Origin of the sequence: Shimia thalassica (assembly GCF_001458215.1) — a bacterium.
In the GTDB taxonomy this organism is placed as follows: Bacteria; Pseudomonadota; Alphaproteobacteria; order Rhodobacterales; family Rhodobacteraceae; genus Shimia; species Shimia thalassica.
Window position 1 is genome coordinate 1,796,810 of the sequence record NZ_CYTW01000001.1, and the last position, 18,009, is coordinate 1,814,818.

19 protein-coding genes and 2 pseudogenes are annotated in these 18,009 nt (G+C 55.8%); 12 read left to right on the forward strand and 9 right to left on the reverse strand.

The annotated features are described in order from the left end of the window. Positions 1-75: 75 nt before the first annotated feature. Positions 76-1,359, forward strand: coding sequence for an NADH:flavin oxidoreductase/NADH oxidase family protein (locus tag PH7735_RS08140; RefSeq protein ID WP_082645157.1), 1,284 nt, complete (start codon positions 76-78; stop codon positions 1,357-1,359). Positions 1,360-1,371: 12 nt separating this feature from the next. On the opposite strand, the gene PH7735_RS21000 is transcribed toward PH7735_RS08140, so the two are convergent. After that, on the reverse strand, positions 1,372-1,767 hold the full coding sequence (locus PH7735_RS21000; RefSeq protein WP_058310758.1) for an MFS transporter: 396 nt from the start codon (positions 1,765-1,767) through the stop codon (positions 1,372-1,374). A gap of 55 nt (positions 1,768-1,822) precedes the next feature. Beyond that, a pseudogene (locus tag PH7735_RS21230) lies at positions 1,823-2,563 on the reverse strand (MFS transporter); the annotation flags it as partial. Between the two features lie 259 nt (positions 2,564-2,822). Between PH7735_RS21230 and PH7735_RS08155 the strand changes: the two are divergent. The 7 genes and pseudogenes from PH7735_RS08155 to PH7735_RS08185 all read left to right on the forward strand — a co-directional run bounded on the left by PH7735_RS08155 (position 2,823) and on the right by PH7735_RS08185 (position 9,424). Then, the gene (locus tag PH7735_RS08155; RefSeq protein WP_145865284.1) at positions 2,823-3,182 is read left to right on the forward strand and encodes a hypothetical protein; all 360 of its coding nucleotides are present in this window, start codon (positions 2,823-2,825) and stop codon (positions 3,180-3,182) included. A 63-nt stretch (positions 3,183-3,245) separates the two neighbouring features. Further along, positions 3,246-4,634: pseudogene (locus tag PH7735_RS08160) on the forward strand (PepSY-associated TM helix domain-containing protein). A 147-nt stretch (positions 4,635-4,781) separates the two neighbouring features. After that, positions 4,782-5,090 carry a cupin domain-containing protein gene (locus tag PH7735_RS08165; protein ID WP_058310761.1) on the forward strand — a complete coding sequence of 103 codons (309 nt, stop codon included), beginning with the start codon at positions 4,782-4,784 and terminating at the stop codon, positions 5,088-5,090. Between the two features lie 164 nt (positions 5,091-5,254). After that, positions 5,255-6,436 carry a porin family protein gene (locus PH7735_RS08170; RefSeq protein ID WP_058310762.1) on the forward strand — a complete coding sequence of 394 codons (1,182 nt, stop codon included), beginning with the start codon at positions 5,255-5,257 and terminating at the stop codon, positions 6,434-6,436. 128 nt (positions 6,437-6,564) lie between these two features. Next, a complete protein-coding gene (tig, locus tag PH7735_RS08175) occupies positions 6,565-7,899 on the forward strand; it encodes a trigger factor (protein WP_058310763.1) in 1,335 nt (444 codons plus the stop codon). A 282-nt stretch (positions 7,900-8,181) separates the two neighbouring features. Continuing rightward, positions 8,182-8,871: an aquaporin Z gene (aqpZ, locus tag PH7735_RS08180; RefSeq protein ID WP_058310764.1), complete on the forward strand. Its 690-nt coding sequence runs from the start codon at positions 8,182-8,184 to the stop codon at positions 8,869-8,871. Positions 8,872-9,004: 133 nt separating this feature from the next. After that, positions 9,005-9,424 (forward strand): DUF1330 domain-containing protein, encoded by a 420-nt coding sequence (locus PH7735_RS08185; RefSeq protein WP_058310765.1) that lies wholly within the window; start codon positions 9,005-9,007, stop codon positions 9,422-9,424. Here the strand turns inward: PH7735_RS08185 and PH7735_RS08190 are convergent, their stop codons facing one another. From PH7735_RS08190 to rpsF, 6 genes are all read right to left on the reverse strand, one after another. Beyond that, a complete protein-coding gene (locus PH7735_RS08190) occupies positions 9,425-9,916 on the reverse strand; it encodes a lytic transglycosylase domain-containing protein (protein WP_058310766.1) in 492 nt (163 codons plus the stop codon). 106 nt (positions 9,917-10,022) lie between these two features. After that, positions 10,023-11,258: an HlyD family secretion protein gene (locus PH7735_RS08195; RefSeq protein WP_058310767.1), complete on the reverse strand. Its 1,236-nt coding sequence runs from the start codon at positions 11,256-11,258 to the stop codon at positions 10,023-10,025. A 3-nt stretch (positions 11,259-11,261) separates the two neighbouring features. Next, the gene (locus PH7735_RS08200; protein ID WP_145865285.1) at positions 11,262-11,579 is read right to left on the reverse strand and encodes a hypothetical protein; all 318 of its coding nucleotides are present in this window, start codon (positions 11,577-11,579) and stop codon (positions 11,262-11,264) included. A gap of 242 nt (positions 11,580-11,821) precedes the next feature. Continuing rightward, complete coding sequence (gene rplI, locus PH7735_RS08205; protein ID WP_058310769.1) at positions 11,822-12,433, reverse strand: 50S ribosomal protein L9; 612 nt, start codon at positions 12,431-12,433, stop codon at positions 11,822-11,824. A gap of 12 nt (positions 12,434-12,445) precedes the next feature. Beyond that, entirely contained in the window at positions 12,446-12,673 is a 228-nt protein-coding gene (gene rpsR, locus PH7735_RS08210; RefSeq protein WP_058310770.1) for a 30S ribosomal protein S18, read from the reverse strand. A 28-nt stretch (positions 12,674-12,701) separates the two neighbouring features. Continuing rightward, on the reverse strand, positions 12,702-13,055 hold the full coding sequence (gene rpsF, locus PH7735_RS08215; protein ID WP_058311204.1) for a 30S ribosomal protein S6: 354 nt from the start codon (positions 13,053-13,055) through the stop codon (positions 12,702-12,704). A 287-nt stretch (positions 13,056-13,342) separates the two neighbouring features. Here rpsF and PH7735_RS08220 point away from each other — a divergent pair, with 287 nt between their 5' ends. Together PH7735_RS08220 and PH7735_RS08225 are read left to right on the forward strand one after the other, a co-directional pair. Next, complete coding sequence (locus PH7735_RS08220; RefSeq protein WP_058310771.1) at positions 13,343-13,837, forward strand: hypothetical protein; 495 nt, start codon at positions 13,343-13,345, stop codon at positions 13,835-13,837. Between the two features lie 100 nt (positions 13,838-13,937). After that, on the forward strand, positions 13,938-14,510 hold the full coding sequence (locus PH7735_RS08225) for a YceI family protein (protein ID WP_058310772.1): 573 nt from the start codon (positions 13,938-13,940) through the stop codon (positions 14,508-14,510). A gap of 111 nt (positions 14,511-14,621) precedes the next feature. Here the strand turns inward: PH7735_RS08225 and PH7735_RS08230 are convergent, their stop codons facing one another. Continuing rightward, positions 14,622-15,833, reverse strand: coding sequence for a cytochrome b/b6 domain-containing protein (locus PH7735_RS08230; RefSeq protein WP_058310773.1), 1,212 nt, complete (start codon positions 15,831-15,833; stop codon positions 14,622-14,624). Between the two features lie 161 nt (positions 15,834-15,994). Between PH7735_RS08230 and fabD the strand changes: the two genes are divergently transcribed. After that, positions 15,995-16,933, forward strand: coding sequence for an ACP S-malonyltransferase (gene fabD, locus PH7735_RS08235; RefSeq protein WP_058311205.1), 939 nt, complete (start codon positions 15,995-15,997; stop codon positions 16,931-16,933). A 77-nt stretch (positions 16,934-17,010) separates the two neighbouring features. Further along, the gene (fabG, locus tag PH7735_RS08240) at positions 17,011-17,748 is read left to right on the forward strand and encodes a 3-oxoacyl-[acyl-carrier-protein] reductase (protein WP_058310774.1); all 738 of its coding nucleotides are present in this window, start codon (positions 17,011-17,013) and stop codon (positions 17,746-17,748) included. Positions 17,749-18,009: the final 261 nt, after the last annotated feature.

An 18,009-nucleotide genomic window follows, 5' to 3' on the forward strand; every position in this document is an offset into this window, starting at 1 on the left:
GGCTGTGACAAGCTGCGGGTCTGCGTCCTGCCAGAAGCACTGGATGCCCTAATCTGATTGCAAAGGCGACACGTGATGACAAATACGAAACTGAGTGAGCCGCTGGTTCTGCGCTGTGGGGCGCGGCTGAAAAACCGGTTTTCCAAAAGTGCGATGACAGAAGCCTTTGCCGACGCAAGCGACAACCCGATCAGGGGGCATGAGGTACTTTACAAGCGGTGGGCCGAAGGGGGCATGGGCGTTCAGGTCACGGGCAACGTGATGATTGACCGGCGTTACCTCGAGCGCCCCGGCAATGTGGTTGTCGAGGACGAAAGCAACCTTGACGCGCTGCGGCGTTGGGCCGAGGCCTCCAAGGTCGACGGGTGCCAGGTCTGGATGCAAATCAGCCATCCCGGCCGGCAATGCCCGATCGTTGTGAACATGCATCCTTTGTCGCCGTCTGCCGAGAAGCTTCAGATGCTGGGGCTGTTCGGGAAACCTCGGGCGATGACACCGGAAGATATCGAAGACGCCATTGGACGGTACGCCGAAACTGCGAGAATTGCGCAAAAAGCAGGGTTTGAGGGCGTTCAGATCCACGCCGCGCACGGGTATCTGATCAGCCAGTTCTTGTCCCCGATCACCAATCGGCGGACGGACGAATGGGGCGGGCCTCTGGAAAATCGCGCACGATTTTTACGACGTGTTTACAGCGCGATACGAGACGTTGTTGGTCCGAAATTTGCCGTCGCGGTCAAACTCAATTCTGCCGACTTTCAAAAGGGTGGATTTACCCTTGAGGACAGCTGTCAGGTTGCAAGATGGCTGGAACAGGACGGCATTGATCTGATCGAACTGTCTGGTGGCACATACGAGCAAATGAGTTTTGTGAACGACGCCCCCGAAGAGCAACGCGATAGCACGAAACGGCGCGAGGCCTATTTTCTGGAGTATGCCAGAGAGGTGCGAAAGGCCGTCGATGTGCCTTTGATGGTGACGGGCGGATTTCGCAGCCTGTCAGCAATGGAAGAGGCGATTTCCGAGGACGGCATTGATGTGATTGGTCTTGCGCGGCCCTTGTGCATTCAACCGGACGCCGTTGCGTCGCTTCTCGACGGGTCGGTGGACACGATTGCAGTCAACGAAGAGGGGCTCATGATGGGGCGCGGCCGTTTTGGTGCAAATACCAAAAGCTGGCTGATCAATCTGATCAATACGGTGTCGCAGGTGGAATTTTATGCATGGCAAATGACCCGCATGTCACGCGGTCAGGCACCACAGGACAAGATACGCAACAATGCGATCGGGTATTTCTTCTGGTATCTCAACCGGACCACAATGAAGGGGCTGCGTCGCAAGTTTGTGCGCCGTGGCTAGGTGGCTGGTGCCCTAGGGCTGTTGTTGGATAGCGCGCGAGTTTCGCACGCGGCGCAAAACCAGATGGGCGATCCCACCGGCGCAATAAAGACCGAGAACCGTCATCAGCATGGCCGGTGGTCCGCCGTTCGCCAGAACCACAAGCAAGATCGGAGTGCCGATCAGGTTGCCAAGGTTGCCCATCTGGGCAACGGCCCCGTTTGCCGTGGCGCGGGCTTCGTTTGTGAGGTTGAGTTCTGGCACAGAGGCGAAACTCGCGCCCTGAATCAGACCCAGCGCCGAAAACAGGCCGATGCAAACAAACGGCAGTGAAAACCCTGCAAAAAAGAGCGCAATGGCCACCGCTGACAAGGCAAAACCCAGAACCGTGACGGCAACCGCCGAAAACCGTGAAAGCAGTGCGGACACAAAAAAACAATGAGACAGCGATGCTCACCAAGGGCAACAGGCCCGCAATTGTTGCGCGGCTTTCGGGCGGCAACAGTTCGGGCAGAAGCGTCAGCAGCGACACGAAGGTCAACGTGTAGAAAAACCACCCGACCGCAGGCGCGGCCACATTTGGCGAGCGATAGGCGTCGAGATGTTTCTTGAGGACAATAGCAAGGCTTATGCCTTCGGCAGGCAGGGAAAGGGTTGGGCCAAACCGGTTCAGGCAAACCCAGATCACCAGCCCGGTGATGACCATGTAGACCCCGTGCCCCGTCAAAAGCGCGCCAAGGCCCTGATCCTCGACAAAGGACAGACCGAACCACGCCATCAACGCAAACGAGACGCCAAAGAACGTGCTCCACAACGTCATGCACAGGCCGCGATACCGGTCCGACGCAAGCTGTGCCATCAGGGTCGGGGCCGCGACCACGATCATCAGGTGGGAGATGCCCTCAAAGACGCGGCTGAACAGCATGACAGGCAGAGCGGGCAGGGTGGACTGCCACAAAGAGATAGCCCCACCAAGAAAAAGCGCGGTGACAACCGTGCGCCCCAGACCCGCTCTTGCAACAAGAACTCCTGCCGTCATGCCCAGCACCGCCCCTACGGAGCTGATTAGGGTCAACAACCAGCCGAGTTCTGTTCCCGTGTCGGGGTATTGCAGGTGAACATAGGAAAAAGGGACCGCAAATTTTGCAAATTGCGCAGAGGCCCCAAGGCCCGCCAGCCATAAAGCAAGAACAAGAGTAACGGTGCCAAAGGAAGTGCGCGACATGGGTACGGGATAGAGGATTTGAAAGGCACCTGCCAGAGGTCGCAGCGTAATGTCAGACAGATTTCACATCATCGATACATGGTTTGGCAAGTGGGAGTCTTTACGGCTAAGCCTCTAAATATATTGTATAAATTGAATTTGTATCCGGTTTTCTCAAGGTTTTAGGGTGTCAATGCAAAAGGGTTTTCAAAAACGCCATTTTTTTGAAATTTGCCCTCTCGTCGAATGCGGGAAACTTGTTTAATCGATTGCCATGTCCATGCTTTCGACATCATTTCTGAGGATTCTAACCTCGGTCGCAGTGATCTTTGCGATGGCGGCTTCCGGATTTGCGCATTCCGGCGCACGTCCGGCTTTGAGCGCAGAGCTTGAGGCCTATGTTGCCGCGGGCGGGTCTCTTTCTGATATTTGTGGCCTTGGCGGAGAACAGGGCGGCGGGCTTGGGCAGGAGTGTTATGCCTGTCAGCTGATCGGGGCCGCGCTTGTGCCACGCGTCTGCCATGGCGTTCCCTTGGTTCTGACAGATCAAACACGTGTTCTGTCCTTTGTCGCAAAGCGCCTTCATCAACGTCATCCGCTTGATCCTGCACGTCTGACACGCGCGCCTCCAAAAGCCTGATCTCACCCATTTGAGTTCAATTTCCACCCGCAGTGTGCGGGCCAAAAGGCTTGGAGCCAACATATGACACAGACTGACACTCACGCGCAGCCGGAAGGCGGCGCCAACAAACTCTATTTCGCTGCGTGGCGCTGGCATTTTTATGCCGGGCTTTGCGTAATCCCATTTCTGACAATCCTTGCCATCACCGGCATGGCGATGTTGTGGATCGCATGGATTGACGGGCGTGACGGCGAACGCACCGCGGTCATTCCGCAAGAGATCGCCTTGCCCGTATCCGCGCAGTCCCAAGCGGCGGTGGCCGCAATTCCCGACGGTACCCTAAAGCAGTATATCGCCCCGCGCACCGATGACGTGGCCGCGTTGTTCCGCGTCGACGCAGAAGGCGACGCCATCATGGTCGCCGTTGATCCCTACACGGCCAAGGTCATCGAAACCTTTCCGCGTCGAAGCGGGTGGTATGATTTTGTCCACGGTATCCACAGTGATCTGATGCTCGGGGTGACAGGGGACAGGATGCTGGAAACCGCAGCGTCGCTGACGCTGGTGCTGATTGCGACCGGCCTTTACATGTGGTGGCCGAGACAGGCGGGCTGGCGCAAGGCGCTTGTGCCCGGCTTTGCCAAAGGGCGGGCCTTGTGGAAGTCGCTGCACGGGGTCGTCGGTATCTGGGTCTCTTTTTTTCTGGTGTTTTTCCTGATTTCGGGCCTTGCATGGGCCGGAATCTGGGGCGGCAAACTGGTGCAAGCCTGAAGCCAGTTTCCGGCCGAAAAATGGGACAATGTCCCGTTGTCGGATGAAACCCATGCCAGCATGAACCACAAACGCCGCGAGGTGCCTTGGGCGCTTGAACAAACCCCGCTGCCTGCCTCGGGAGGTGAGGCTGGTGCCGTTGGCGTGATCGGGGACATGGTCTCGATTGATGCGATTGATGCCCTTGCCCGCGAGATCGGGTTTGAGGCCCGTTACCAGTTGAACGTGCCCCAGTCCGAAACCGGTGTCTGGACCCTGAGCCGCGATTCCATGAGCACAGACAGCACCGATCCCCTGTCGGACCGCACCGTGCATGTGGATCAATTCTCGGGCAAGATCCTCGCGGATGTGCGCTATGAAGACTATTCGCTCGCGGGCAAGGCGATGGCCGTGGGCATCGCGCTTCATATGGGCACGCTCGGGTTCTGGAGCGTCGTCGCGAATACGCTGGTGTGTCTCTCGGTGATTTTCCTGAGCGTCAGCGCGATTGTGTTGTGGTGGAAGCGGCGTCCTGCCAAGGCGGGGCGTTTGTCCGCACCTCCGATGCCCAAGGAAATGCCCCTTTGGCAAGGGGCTGCTCTTGTGGGGCTTGGTGTCTCGATGGCCTTTCCAATGGCGGGGGTGGCCTTGCTCTGCGTTTTGGCGCTGGATGTTGTGATCCTGTCGAAACTGCCAAAGCTGCGTCATAGTCTGACGTGACCTCGCGTTCTGCGTCGCTTGGCAAAGGCGGCGCAGAACCTTTTCCAAAATAGCCAATCTGGCTCCATTCGGCGTACAGGCGTGGCGCTAGATTTGGGTGAGAAAACGCCGTACCCCTTACTTATTGGCAAGGTCACGAGGCAAAACATGTGCAGCGCAACAGGCACCGCAATTCCCACTGTCATGATCCAGAACGAGCGTGTTCTCGTGACCGAGTGGCGCTTTAAGAAACGGGGCGACAATACCGGCTGGCATCGCCATGCCTATGACTATGTTGTTATTCCGCAATTTGACGGGGTTCTGGAAATCGATTTGGGCAATGGCGAGCGTATCACCGCACAAATGCAAAGCGGCGTGCCCTATTTTCGCGAAATCGGTGTTGAGCACGACGTCATCAACGCAAATGACTTTGAATGTGCCTTTGTCGAAGTCGAACTTCTCGAACCTCGTAAATAATACGCTCTCATTTAAATACATGCGGGCAGACAGGCGCTCCATTGGGCAATGGATCTGATGCCGGTATTGGTGCACCCGCAGCTTGACCCAGAGGTTTTGGCCTGTGATCCTGTTATTGGCAATTTGGGCCGAAACGGAACATCGGTAAAAGGCAAGCAGGGTAAATGGGCTGGACTGGGATCATACGGTTTGGATGTGCGGGGCTGATCGCGGCGTCGGCCGTATGTGCAGAACCGGACACGCCCGAACATGATCCTTTGCCGCAAAACGTCCGGTTTTATGGACACTTTACCCCATCGGTCTTGTCTGTTGATGATGGAGTGTCACACGAGCACGATCTGGTGGACAATTCGCATTCCGGTGGGCGCATCGGGGTCTGGTGGGACGATTTTCTGGGCTACAACAACCTGCGCTTCAACGGAGAGCTCTCTCTCGGGCTGCGGTCTTCATCGGGGATCAGCCAGGGATATCAGCCAGACATCATTGATTTTGGCACACATAGTATTCGCAAACTGGAAGTGACCCTTCAAACCGACAGGTGGGGGTCCGTGTCCATCGGGCAGGGTGCGATGGGATCAGATGGTGTGACGGAATCCGATCTGTCGGGCACCTCTCTGGCGTCCCATGTCGGGATCGCGGATACGGCGGGCGGTTTTCTGTTTCGCACCGGATCAGGCACCATTTCGACCGTGCGCGTCAAGGATGCCTTTCCCACATTTGATGGCGGCCGAACACGGCGTATCCGCTATGACACGCCCGACCTGAACCTGTCGTATTTTGGAAAACTCAGGTTTGCGGCATCAATCGGGGTTGAAGACATAAACCGCATTGAAACCCTGAACGAGTCCCTGACCGACGCCGGCGTTTTCTATCACAACATGCTTGGCAATTTCAGCATTGCCGGAAGCGCCGGCCTGTCTTTGGCCGAAACCAGCACCGGACGCGAGCCACAGGTCGCCGGATCGTTCAGCATTCTGCATATTCCAACGGGGCTGAACCTGACCTCAGTAACGGGCAGCCGCAACAACGGTGGGGCCTATGGGTACACCAAGGTGGGCATCCGGCGCGACTGGTTCGGAATTGGCGAGACCCGCTTTTCGGTCGACCTCTATGAAGGATATGACACGTTTGGCAAGGGAACGCGGGCCCGTTCCGTGGGGGTCGGGATCGTGCAGGATCTGGAACGTCAGAACATCGAGGTGTTTCTGGGCTACCGCGAATACTCGGCCGACGGTGGTTCGGTTGTGAATTATCGCGACATGCAATCCGTCATGTTTGGAATGCGTTGGAAGTTTCGCAGATTGGAAAATCGCAGAAGCGTTTTCGAAGGTTTGTGGCAAGGCTAACGGAAACAATCCGCCAGTTGCCGAAAACTCGTGCAATGCCTCTTGCGCAGGCCGCTTGGGACCAATAGAAGGGCAAAAATTTTCGCCCGCGCGCGACCATGCGCGCCCTTAACCTATGGGGAACCGACATGCAGGTCACCGAGACTCTGAACGAAGGTCTGAAGCGCGCTTACGCGATCACCGTAACCGCAGACGAGCTTGACGCTAAAGTCAACGATAAGCTGGTTGAAGCTCAGCCCGAAATCGAAATGAAGGGCTTTCGCAAGGGCAAAGTCCCTATGGCGCTTCTGAAGAAGCAATTCGGCGAGCAGCTGCTGGGTGAATCGATGCAGGAAGTCATCGACGGTGCCATGAACAAGCACTTCGAAGACTCGGGCGATCGTCCTGCGATGCAGCCAAAAGTCGAAATGAAAAACGGCGAAGAGTGGAAGCCAGGCAGCGACGTAGAAGTCGAAATGGCCTACGAAGCTCTGCCCGTCATTCCAGAAGTTGACATGTCGGGTATCTCTTTGGAGAAACTGGTTGTCAAAGCTGACGACGCAGCCGTTGAAGACGCGCTGAACAATCTGGCCGAAACTGCACAAGATTTCAAATCGCGCAAAGCTGGCGTAAAAGCCAAAGACGGCGATCAGGTTGTCATGGACTTCGTGGGCAAAATCGACGGCGAAGCCTTTGAAGGCGGTTCCGGCGAAGATTTCCCACTGGTTCTGGGTTCTAACCAGTTCATCCCCGGTTTCGAAGAGCAGCTGGTTGGCGTAAAAGCCGAAGAGGAAAAAGACGTAACTGTTTCTTTCCCTGAAGATTACCAAGCGGATCACCTTGCCGGTAAAGAAGCTGTTTTCTCTTGCACCATCAAAGACGTGAAAAAGCCCGTTGCCGCGAAAATCGACGACGAGCTGGCCCAGAAATTTGGCGCAGAAGACCTCGAAGGTCTGAAAGGTCAGATCTCCGAGCGTCTCGAAGCAGAATACGCTGGTGCGGCCCGTGCCGTCATGAAGCGCGCTTTGCTTGACCAACTGGACGAGCTGGTCTCCTTCGATCTGCCACCTTCGCTGGTAGAAGCAGAAGCCGGTCAAATCGCTCACCAGCTGTGGCACGAAGAGAACCCAGAGGTTCAGGATCACAACCACCCGGAAATCGAAGCGACCGACGAGCACAACGCTCTGGCCGAGCGCCGCGTACGTCTGGGCCTGTTGTTGGCCGAGCTGGGTCAAAAAGCAGAAGTCGAAGTGACCGACGCTGAAATGACACAAGCGATCATGAACCAGGCACGTCAGTACCCTGGTCAAGAGCGTCAGTTCTTTGAATTCATCCAGCAGAACCAGCAAATGCAACAACAGCTGCGTGCGCCTTTGTTCGAAGACAAGGTTGTAGACCACGTGTTCGATCAGGCCACGATTTCTGAAAAAGAAGTCAGCAAAGACGATCTGGAAAAAGCTGTTGAGGCGCTTGAGGACGAATAAGTCCACACCGCTTTATGCTTGAAAAATCGGGACCCGGTGCAGATTTTGCACCGGGTCTTTTTTATTGCACGTGATTTATTGGCGACAGGTGTGATGTGCATTGGGACAGTGAAATTTCCTCCATCCATATGAAAAGTAACATTTATATTGGAATTGGGTTCGGGTTTGCATTTCGAAAAAACAGGAAAGCTGATCGTCGGCCTGCGACATTCACGCGCAGCGTGTGAGATGTCTGTTATCGTCCCGGCACTTTGTAATGGGTAATGCAACGGGGAAGACAAAATGAAAAACAAACTTATGGCCGAATTTTTCGGCACATTCTGGCTGGTGTTTGGCGGCTGCGGAAGTGCCGTTCTGGCCGCGGGTGTCGCGGATGTGGGTATTGGCTGGCTGGGTGTCAGTCTGGCTTTTGGTTTGACGGTTTTGACCATGGCATTTGCCGTGGGTCACATTTCCGGAGGCCACTTTAATCCGGCGGTTTCTCTGGGCCTGATGGTCGCGGGCAAATTCGACAGCAAAGAGTTGTTGCCCTATTGGGTGGCTCAGGTCATCGGCGCCATTGCCGCGGCGGTGGTGTTGTACACTATCGTGTCCGGTGCGCCGGGTTTTGAAGGGGTAGGCGGCTTTGCCTCGAACGGATATGGCGAGGCGTCACCGCAAGGGTATTCCATGATGTCCGCGCTGATCATCGAAGTAGTCCTGACGGCCTTTTTCCTGATCATCATTCTGGGGGCCACTTCTGCGGGCGCACCAGCGGGTTTTGGACCCATCGCGATTGGTCTGGGTTTGACGCTGATCCATTTGATTTCGATCCCCGTCACCAACACGTCGGTTAACCCTGCGCGCTCAACCGGCGTTGCACTGTTCGCGGATGGTCCGGCGTTGTCACAGCTTTGGCTGTTCTGGGTTGCTCCATTGGTGGGGGCTGCTCTGGGTGGATTGATCTGGAAAGCGATGAGCACAGACGACTAAACCAGTCATGTTTTTTGGAATGGGCCGCTGCGGCGTTCAGCGGCCCATTTTCTTTGGGACGCTACGAAACAATTCGCGAAGCGGAAACGCGATGCTAGGCTTTGCTGACACATACGAGCGAAGGAAACGCACCATGCCGCATCTGTCATTTGGGAAAGAAGATTTCGAGGCCTTCAAAGCGAATGACCGCGAGGGGCCCATCCATATGCTCAATCTTGTCAACCTTTTGCCAAAGGCGAAATATGAAGATGGCACCGAGGTGGACGGCGCCGAGGCCTATGCCACATACGGGCGTGAAACAGCGCCTATTTTTCAACGTGTTGGCGGCAAAATCGTTTGGCGTGGAAAGGTCGAGCAGATGTTGATCGGCCCATCCGATGACGAACAATGGGATGTGTGTTTTATTGCCGAATACCCGTCGCCTGCAGCCTTTATCGCGATGATAAGCGATCCCGAATATCGCAGGGCAATGGTTCACCGACAGGTGTCTGTCGCGGATTCCCGGTTGATCAGAATGGCCCCGACCGAGACACGCGAGACCTTTGCCGACTGATCAGGATTTCAGACCGGTCTCTTCCAGCAATCCCAGTCTTTTGGCTTCGTAATAGTAGCCTTTGGCGTACCACCCGATGGCTTCGTCGATATCACCACCTGACACCAGCCACGCGCCGCGCAGGTATTTTCCGGCATAGATCAGGTTGGTTTCCGCATCGAGAAGCCCGTCGGGCGAGCCTTTGTAGCCCATTGAGCGCGCAGTGGCCGGCAGGATTTGTAGCATCCCATAGTAGGGGCGGTTCACGGCCCACGGGCGGTGCGTGCTCTCGCGGATCGCCAGCTTGTGAAGCAATTCTGTCGGCAGCTCGTAATGGGCGGCGTATTTGTTAATCAACGCCCGTAATTCAGGTGTTTCATTGGGGTATAGCGGTGGGTTGAATTCGGACCGCTCAAGCTTTTCCGGACGGCTGGAACGACGCCCGCCACCGCACGCAGACACAAACGCAACCGCGCCGAATACCAAAAAATTGCGTCTCGAAAACACAGACATTCCAAACCTCACTAAGCGGATGTTCCGGGCTGCGACAGGCGCGAGCCGGAACCGAAAGACCGGCGCAATCAGTAGGACTGCGCCAGCTGTATTTATGAAAACAGGGTCAGTGCCCGCCCGAGAAGACCAGCATTTTGAACGGGAGCAGAACCGAACGGAACCGCAGGATCAGCGCATGGGCATATCCAACGGTATCAATGACATGCAGGCCGACATAGGCCGCTGTGCCAAGGTCCGGATCCTGCAGGCGTTCATGATTGCTTGTGTACGCGTTGACGGCGCAGCGGCTGCCGGGTGGGATGCCGTCTGCCTGACCCTCATAGAGCGGCTCGAGATAGGCGATGAGCGTTCCGGGGCGCGGATTGTCCTGCGGATCGCGAAGCGTGTCTGAGGGGCGGATTTGCCCTGCTGGGATGACATCCTGCACATTGGTGATCACCATCGGAATGATCTTGAACGGTGCTGTGATACAGGACATTTCAGCAACCATACCGGGTTTGATCACCTGTGCGGACAGCTGGCCAAATCCGGCCTGAAACCGCGTGCGTCCGCTGTCGCTTGGGACAAGGATACCGGCGGGGCGCAAGATCGGATTGATATAGTCGCCAACCCGCAGATCAAACTGTTCTATGCGCCCGTCAACGCCCGCATAGACCGTCATCTTGGACAGTTCGATTTCGGCCTGATGCAGAGCGGCTTCGGCGCTCTGGCGTTGGGCCGGAATTTGGGCTTCCAGCCGGTGCGTCGCGGATGTGACCGCTGATTTCGCCGCATCGATGCCCGCCTGTCTTTCGTTCAACAGGTTTTCCAGACGCTCGACCTCGCGCGCAGAGACCGCGGCAGAGTTTTCAAGGAACAGGGTGTTCTTGCGGTAGTATTCGTCGCTTGTCTGTTCATAGGCCGCTTCTGCGGCGTCGAGATTGGCCTTGGCAGAGCGAAGATCATCCCGCGCCAAAAGCTCGGCTGATTCAAGCTCGATCAGGTTTGCACTTGCCGTGGCTTCGGCGGCTCTTTGACGGCTGTCATTCAGCCGGAAAATGGGTTCGCCCTTTTTGATGCTTTGATTGTTGACGATCATCACTTCTTCTACGCGTCCGCTCAGCTCTGGCAGAATGGTCACGGTGCGGAAATAGGACGACACGTTTTGCGTGGACGGGTGGAAATACAAAATTGTTGTGATGAGGCTGACAGTCAGCACAAAACACGCGCTCAACCCGTAACGAAGTTCGTACCACATTGAAAACAATGTGATTTCCTGCCCGATACGTTTGCCTTGTTTGAACCGGCGAAACAGATAATCGGGAAAGATTGTCAGAAGGGAGCAGCAAATAAACTCAAGCATGGATCAGGCCTCCTCTTCTTTAGGTTCGCTCTGAGGCTGCGGTTGCGGCGCGGGCTCAGGCGATTTTTGGCGGTCCAGTGCATCCGCAATCCGTAAAAGCGGGGTCTCGTAATCGGGGATTTGGACGACGGCCAGCAGCAGCGCGGCGACCCAGTAGAGGTTATTGTGGGTGAACAGGGCAATCAGACCCAGAATGCCGACGATCTGTAATTGGGTGGCCCCAACTTTATGCGCAAGTTTTTCCGGCAATGAGTGCAGGTGAAGAAAGGCCGTCACCAACAGAAAGATCATCACAGCGACAAAAAGGATCATGTGAACCATAATTGGATCATGACCGGCCGCGTCGGGCAGGAACCCGGGAAGGTGTTCCGGAGCAAGGGGATGCAAGTTGGGGGCAGGGGTGTCTGACATACTAAGCCTGTAAAATCTTCAATAAACCTGTGAAGCCCGTTCTTTCGCGGTGCAGGTCACACGTTGATCATACCGGCCTTGATCTGGTGTTAAAAGAAAACCGGCGCGTTTGCACGCGCCGGTTCAGAATTTCAAAAAGAAATGCGGGCCGATTAGGCTTTTGTTTCTTCTTCTTCAGCTGGGGCGTCGCCCATGTCGTCGTCAGACGCAGCAGCACCGATATCGTCGAACAGTTCGGCGATTTCGAATTCTGCTTCAGCTTCTGCCTCAGCGGCCAGCTCTTGAATCGATTTGCCCGACGCTTGAAGCTCAGCTTCTTCTTGCGAACGTGCAACGTTCAATTCGATGGTGATGTCGACTTCGGGGTGCAGCAGAACGTGAACGTCGTGCAGACCCAGGTCTTTGATTGGCTTGGCCAATACAACCTGTTTCTTGTCAACAGAGAACCCACCTTCGGTTGCAGCGTCTGCGGCGTCACGAGGTGTGACCGAACCGTAGAGGGCGCCAGCATCCGATGCCGAGCGAATCACGATGAACTGTTGGCCATCGAGTTTTTCGCCAAGAGCTTCGGCTTCTTTTTTGGTTTCGAGGTTGCGTGCTTCCAGCTGTGCTTTCTGCTCTTCGAAGCTCGCAATGTTTGCGGACGAAGCAGTCAGGGCTTTGCCTTGTGGCAGCAGGAAGTTACGAGCGTAGCCGGATTTAACGTCAACGACGTCACCCATTTGGCCAAGCTTGGCAACACGTTCAAGCAGGATAACTTGCATATCAGGGTCTCCTTACTTCACTGCGTAGGGCAGAAGGGCGAGGAAACGAGCGCGTTTGATAGCACGGGCCAGTTCACGCTGCTTCTTGGCCGAAACGGCGGTGATGCGCGAAGGAACGATTTTGCCGCGCTCAGAAACGTAGCGTTGCAGAAGACGTGTGTCTTTGTAATCGATCTTCGGTGCGTTGTCGCCCGAGAAGGGGCAAACTTTACGACGGCGGAAAAACGGTTTTGCAGCCATGATTTAGTGTCCTTTCTTCAAGCGTTGATCAGCGGCGCTCGCGACGGTTGTCGCGTTCGTCACGTTTTTGCATTTGGACCGAAGGGCCCTCGGCATGTTCGTCGACCTTGATGGTCAGAACGCGCATAACGTCGTCATGCAGGCGCATCAGGCGTTCCATTTCCTGAACCGCACCGGAAGGCGCATTGGTTCTCAGGAAGGCATAGTGGCCCTTACGGTTCTTGTTGATCTTGTAGGCCATCGTTTTGACACCCCAGTATTCGCTGTCAACGACGGTGCCGCCATTGTCTGCAAGTACGGTGCTAAAGTGTTCAACGAGGCTTTCAGCTTGCGCGTTGGACAGGTCCTGGCGCGAGATGAAGACATGCTCATACAAAGGCATGTGAACTCCAGTCATTTTAAGGCGCATTTCAACGAGCGGGACTATGTTCCTTCCGCTCCCACCCACGAGAGACTGCGCGGTTCAAAAACTTTGCGAAAGGAAGGCGCTGTATAGCCGAATTCGAGAGGGTTGCAAGCCTTGTTTCCAAGGCGGGGTCTGGCGTTCGAATTTGTATCTTTGCGGCACGCTGGCAGGGTAATTCCCTTTTGCTGCCTCATTCTCGCCCGATTTCACCGCCAATCTGATCTTAGTTAATTCTTAACCCGTAATCCAAGGAGTTTCAGGGGATGGCTGCTGCATCGGAATACCTGACACAATTGAACTTGAAAACCGCCAAGCAAACGCGGTCCGGACACACGTTTCTGGTACGTGTTGCCTCGGTCGTTTTTGGCTTTGGGTTTATTTGGGCCGGGGCGGGACTTTGGTTCGTGCCGGGTTTGGAAATGGAACCTTCGATCCTTGCGTCGAAGATGGTTTTGTCTGTTTTGATGGTGACGGCCGGTGTCGGTATGACCCATATCGCAACCGAACGCGCACAGCAGGACCTGCATTTTGATCCGCGTCACCGTCAGATTCACCTCGTCGAAACACTGGCACGTGGCCGGACCAATGTTGTGCAATCGATCAATTACGAAGAGATCGGCCGTGCGGATGTAACGGATTCAAGTCTGAAATTCCTTGATCACAAAGGCCAATGCCTCCTGGAACTGCCGCTGGACGGACCACATGCCCGTCTGGACGCCATCGCACGTCTGCGCAGCCAGGCCCTTATCCAGACCTGATGTTCATTCCTCAACACGTGATGTTGAGTTCTGTTGAATTGAGGGAAGAACCGTAAGAGCGCACATTGAGGATATCTAAAACGTCTTCAATGGAGCTCCAATGAAACTTCCCCTTTTTGCAGCCGGTCTGATTGCCGCTGCCGGACTTGCCTACGCCGAACCCGAGAAATACGTGCTGGACGCCAGCCACAGCCAAATTCTGTTCAATTACAACCACCTCGGCTATTCCACCACATACGGCATGTTTTCTGGCTTTGAAGGCGAAATCATGTTCGATCAGGAAAACCCTGCTGGTTCTTCGGTAAAAGTATCCATGCCGCTCAGCTCGATGTTCACCGGTTGGGAACAACGCGATGCGCACTTTATGTCAGCAGACTTTTTCGGTGCCACCGACGGTGAGCTGGTCTCGTTCACGTCGACATCAATCGAAGTTACTGGCGACATGACCGCAAAAATCACAGGCGACCTGACCCTGAATGGCCAGACCAAATCTGTGGTTCTGGATGCCAAGCTGAACCAATCCGGCAAACACCCGATGGCCGGCAAGGAATGGGCAGGCTTTGACGCGACCACTACTTTGCTGCGCAGCGACTATGGCGTTGAAAAGTTCGCACCGTTCGTCAGCGACGAAGTTCAGGTGATGATTTCAATCGAGGCAATGAAAGCCGACTAAGGGCGCTTCATTAACCAAAAGAAAGGCCGCCGATTACCTTCGGCGGCCTTTTTCGTGTTTGGGTCGGCACTCAGAAACACGAAGATTGGCTTCGTTGTCGAGGAAGTCACCTCAGCCCTTGTCGCGCTCGGCGACAAGAGAGATATCGACGTTGACCGCAAACCCGAGAGAACTTTCGTCCGGCATATTTGCGCCGATCCCAAAGTCCAGACGGTTCAGGGTGGTTTGGCCCTGCATGGTCGCGGTGTCCCCGTTGATGGTGAGATCGAACGGTAAGGTTACCGGCTGGGACGCTCCTTTGAGCGTCAAAACACCTTCGGCCACAAAGGCGCCCGTGACGGATTTCAGAATATCCGCTTTGAAGGTCGCAACCGGATGCACCGTGACATCAAAGAAGTCTGGCCCAAGCGCCTGGTCCGTTACGGACCCCAAAGTCAGGGAATCGATGGCGATCGACACATCGACATTGCCATGTTTGTCCGAGGTGGCCGTTTCATCAAAGGTGATGGCGGCAGTCCAGTTGGTGAATTGACCGTCTACCTCAGATCCGAATTGCACCACGCTCAGATAAAGAGTGCCGTCCTGAACCTGCCAGCCGGACGCGACAGCTTGAAGTGTTGTTGCTGGGGCGGCGTCTGTGTCTGATGCCAGACCGCCTAGTCCTGCCGTTATGCCAATGCCAACAGCACCGGCCCAGATGACGAGCGCCGAAACCAAAGGTGCACGAGAGGGGGATTCAGGTTCGGGATCGGGGGCCGTGTTGGTGCCGGGCAACATCCGCTGAAGCGTCTGGTCCCGATCAATGACCGCGTGTTTCAGTGCCCCACCAACATGGGCAAGGATCGAAAGCGCCAGCACAATCATAAAGGTGAAGTGCATCATCGCGGTGATGTCAGCCAGCGCTTCGTTTTTGGGGACAAGCGGCAAATCCTGCCCCAAGGGCCAGAGGATCGGCGCGAATCCGGTTGTGGCCGCGTGATGTATCCACCCTGTGAGGGGCACCAGAAGCATCGCACCATACAAAAGCCAGTGCACAAGATGGGCTCCGAAGGCTTCAAGACGGTTGTCCGCATTCAACAGCCCGGGACGCGTTTGGCCAAGTGCCCAGAGAATACGGAGCAGGGACGTAAAGAAGGCGGCGATTCCCACCGTTTTATGCAGGCTGAACAACATGGCCTTGCGCGCGAGTTGATCGCCATCCGCAAACGGCGCGTTTTCGGCCAGCAATCCAAGAGGAAGCGCCGTCAGGATAAAAAGTGCCGTCAGCCAGTGGAACGTCTTTGTCAGACCGCCATATCGGCTTGGGGAATTGCTTAGGGGCATAAAGGGTCTCCGCCACATGTGATTGCCGTGACAATACGGGGTTAAGGGGCGGGGCGATAGCGCGTGACTTGCACATGCTTCGTGCAGGAATGCGCAAGGCCGTTGCGCCGATGCGCGACACGGGGTATCTGCCTACACGACCTAAAGTAAACGAGGATCAAATGAGCCGAGCATTCGTATTTCCAGGGCAGGGTGCCCAAACCATCGGAATGGGCAAAGCACTCGCAGATGCCTATCCTGCTGCCAAAGCCGTTTTTGACGAAGTGGATGACGCGCTGGGGGAAAAACTGAGCTCTTTGATCTGGGAAGGCGAGATTGACGCGCTGACATTGACGCAGAACGCGCAACCCGCCCTGATGGCGACCTCATTGGCGGCAATGAAGGCTTTGGAATCCGAGGGTGTCACCATCGAAGCGGCGTCTTACGTGGCGGGCCACTCGCTGGGTGAGTATTCGGCTTTGGCTGCTGCTGGCGCCCTGAGCATTTCCGACACAGCACGTTTGCTGCGGACACGCGGAGAAGCCATGCAAGCGGCTGTGCCGGTTGGTGTTGGCGCGATGGCGGCCTTGCTTGGATTGAACTTCGAGACGGCGCGTGATGTTGCCGCCGCCGCCGCAGAGGGTGATATCTGTCAGGCCGCAAACGACAACGATCCGGGACAGGTTGTTGTCTCTGGTCACAAGGGCGCTGTTGAGCGCGCTGTGCTGCTTGCCAAGGAGCAAGGCGCGAAACGCGCGGTGTTGTTGCCTGTGAGCGCGCCTTTCCACTGTGCATTGATGGGCCCCGCTGCCGAGGCAATGGCCGTTGCGCTGGCGGGTGTTGATCTGAACGAACCATCGGTGCCTGTCGTTGCGAACGTGATTGCCGAGCCGGTGAAAGATCCGGCAACGATCCGGTCTTTGTTGGTGGATCAGGTGACAGGGTCGGTACGCTGGCGCGAGTCGGTAAGCTGGATGAGCGAAAACGGCGTGACAGAGATTTGGGAAATCGGTGCGGGCAAGGCGCTTTCGGGCATGATCCGCCGTATCGATCGTTCGATTGGCTGCAAAGCGGTCGGAACGCCCGATGATGTGAAAGCCGCCGCTGAAAGCCTGGCATAACTCGAAACGACAAAGTTTCTGGCCCGTAAACCGCCATTAGGCATTGCTGGTCGAATAGGAAGAGTAAGGAATTATAAATGTTTGATCTTACTGGAAAGACCGCTCTGGTCACTGGCGCATCTGGTGGCATTGGTGGCGAAATCGCCAAAACGTTGCATGCCGCGGGCGCAACGGTTGGCCTGTCCGGCACACGCGTTGAACCTCTTGAGGCGCTGGCAGCGGAACTGGGCGAGCGCGCGCATGTTCTGCCTTGTAACCTAAGCGATTCTGAAGCGGTTGATGCCTTGCCCAAACAAGCCATCGAAGCCATGGGTCGTCTCGATATTCTGGTGAACAACGCCGGTATCACGCGCGACCAGATTTTCATGCGCATGTCGGATGAAGAGTGGCAAAGCGTTCTGGACGTAAACCTGACATCAACGATGCGCCTGTGTCGCGGTGTGATGCGTCCGATGATGAAAGCCCGTTGGGGACGGATCATCAACATTTCATCCATCGTTGGTGCCACAGGCAACCCCGGCCAGGCCAACTATGCGGCCTCTAAGGCGGGGATGGTTGGTCTCACAAAATCAATCGCTTACGAGGTGGCAAGCCGTGGCATTACCGCCAATGCCGTTGCCCCCGGATTTATCGCGACAGCGATGACTGACAAGCTGACTGATGAACAAAAAGACAAGATCAACGTTCAGATCCCAGCGGCCCGCATGGGCGCGCCCGAAGAAATTGCGGCGGCTGTCTTGTACCTTGCCAGCAACGAGGCCGGTTACGTTACCGGATCGACATTGCACGTGAATGGTGGCATGGCCATGCTGTAAGATTTCCCCGATCTGATATTTTTCAGGTTGGGGTTGTTTTTTCGCCGTCGACGCACACATGCTGAAAGCGTTTGCCTCTGCATGAACATGTGCTATAGGCGGCGGAGATTTACCAAGGGTCCCATGCTGGTTCTCTTGGAGATACCGGTTTACCGGACTTAAGAGCCGCCCCTTGGGGCACAACAGAACCCGCTACTGAAGTCACTTGGGGGCTTTCCGGGGTGGGAGATCACAGGGCCAGAGCGCCCATGACGAATGAGG

What these genes read in the sequence shown, in the direction of transcription:
- PH7735_RS08140 (WP_082645157.1), top strand. Translation starts at nt 76, where the DNA reads ATGACAAATACGAAACTGAGTGAGCCGCTGGTTCTGCGCTGTGGGGCG.
- PH7735_RS08155 (WP_145865284.1), top strand. Translation starts at nt 2,823, where the DNA reads ATGCTTTCGACATCATTTCTGAGGATTCTAACCTCGGTCGCAGTGATC.
- PH7735_RS08165 (WP_058310761.1), top strand. Translation starts at nt 4,782, where the DNA reads ATGTGCAGCGCAACAGGCACCGCAATTCCCACTGTCATGATCCAGAAC.
- PH7735_RS08170 (WP_058310762.1), top strand. Translation starts at nt 5,255, where the DNA reads ATGGGCTGGACTGGGATCATACGGTTTGGATGTGCGGGGCTGATCGCG.
- tig (WP_058310763.1), top strand. Translation starts at nt 6,565, where the DNA reads ATGCAGGTCACCGAGACTCTGAACGAAGGTCTGAAGCGCGCTTACGCG.
- aqpZ (WP_058310764.1), top strand. Translation starts at nt 8,182, where the DNA reads ATGAAAAACAAACTTATGGCCGAATTTTTCGGCACATTCTGGCTGGTG.
- PH7735_RS08185 (WP_058310765.1), top strand. Translation starts at nt 9,005, where the DNA reads ATGCCGCATCTGTCATTTGGGAAAGAAGATTTCGAGGCCTTCAAAGCG.
- PH7735_RS08190 (WP_058310766.1), bottom strand. Translation starts at nt 9,916, where the DNA reads ATGTCTGTGTTTTCGAGACGCAATTTTTTGGTATTCGGCGCGGTTGCG.
- PH7735_RS08195 (WP_058310767.1), bottom strand. Translation starts at nt 11,258, where the DNA reads ATGCTTGAGTTTATTTGCTGCTCCCTTCTGACAATCTTTCCCGATTAT.
- PH7735_RS08200 (WP_145865285.1), bottom strand. Translation starts at nt 11,579, where the DNA reads ATGGTTCACATGATCCTTTTTGTCGCTGTGATGATCTTTCTGTTGGTG.
- rplI (WP_058310769.1), bottom strand. Translation starts at nt 12,433, where the DNA reads ATGCAAGTTATCCTGCTTGAACGTGTTGCCAAGCTTGGCCAAATGGGT.
- rpsR (WP_058310770.1), bottom strand. Translation starts at nt 12,673, where the DNA reads ATGGCTGCAAAACCGTTTTTCCGCCGTCGTAAAGTTTGCCCCTTCTCG.
- rpsF (WP_058311204.1), bottom strand. Translation starts at nt 13,055, where the DNA reads ATGCCTTTGTATGAGCATGTCTTCATCTCGCGCCAGGACCTGTCCAAC.
- PH7735_RS08220 (WP_058310771.1), top strand. Translation starts at nt 13,343, where the DNA reads ATGGCTGCTGCATCGGAATACCTGACACAATTGAACTTGAAAACCGCC.
- PH7735_RS08225 (WP_058310772.1), top strand. Translation starts at nt 13,938, where the DNA reads ATGAAACTTCCCCTTTTTGCAGCCGGTCTGATTGCCGCTGCCGGACTT.
- PH7735_RS08230 (WP_058310773.1), bottom strand. Translation starts at nt 15,833, where the DNA reads ATGCCCCTAAGCAATTCCCCAAGCCGATATGGCGGTCTGACAAAGACG.
- fabD (WP_058311205.1), top strand. Translation starts at nt 15,995, where the DNA reads ATGAGCCGAGCATTCGTATTTCCAGGGCAGGGTGCCCAAACCATCGGA.
- fabG (WP_058310774.1), top strand. Translation starts at nt 17,011, where the DNA reads ATGTTTGATCTTACTGGAAAGACCGCTCTGGTCACTGGCGCATCTGGT.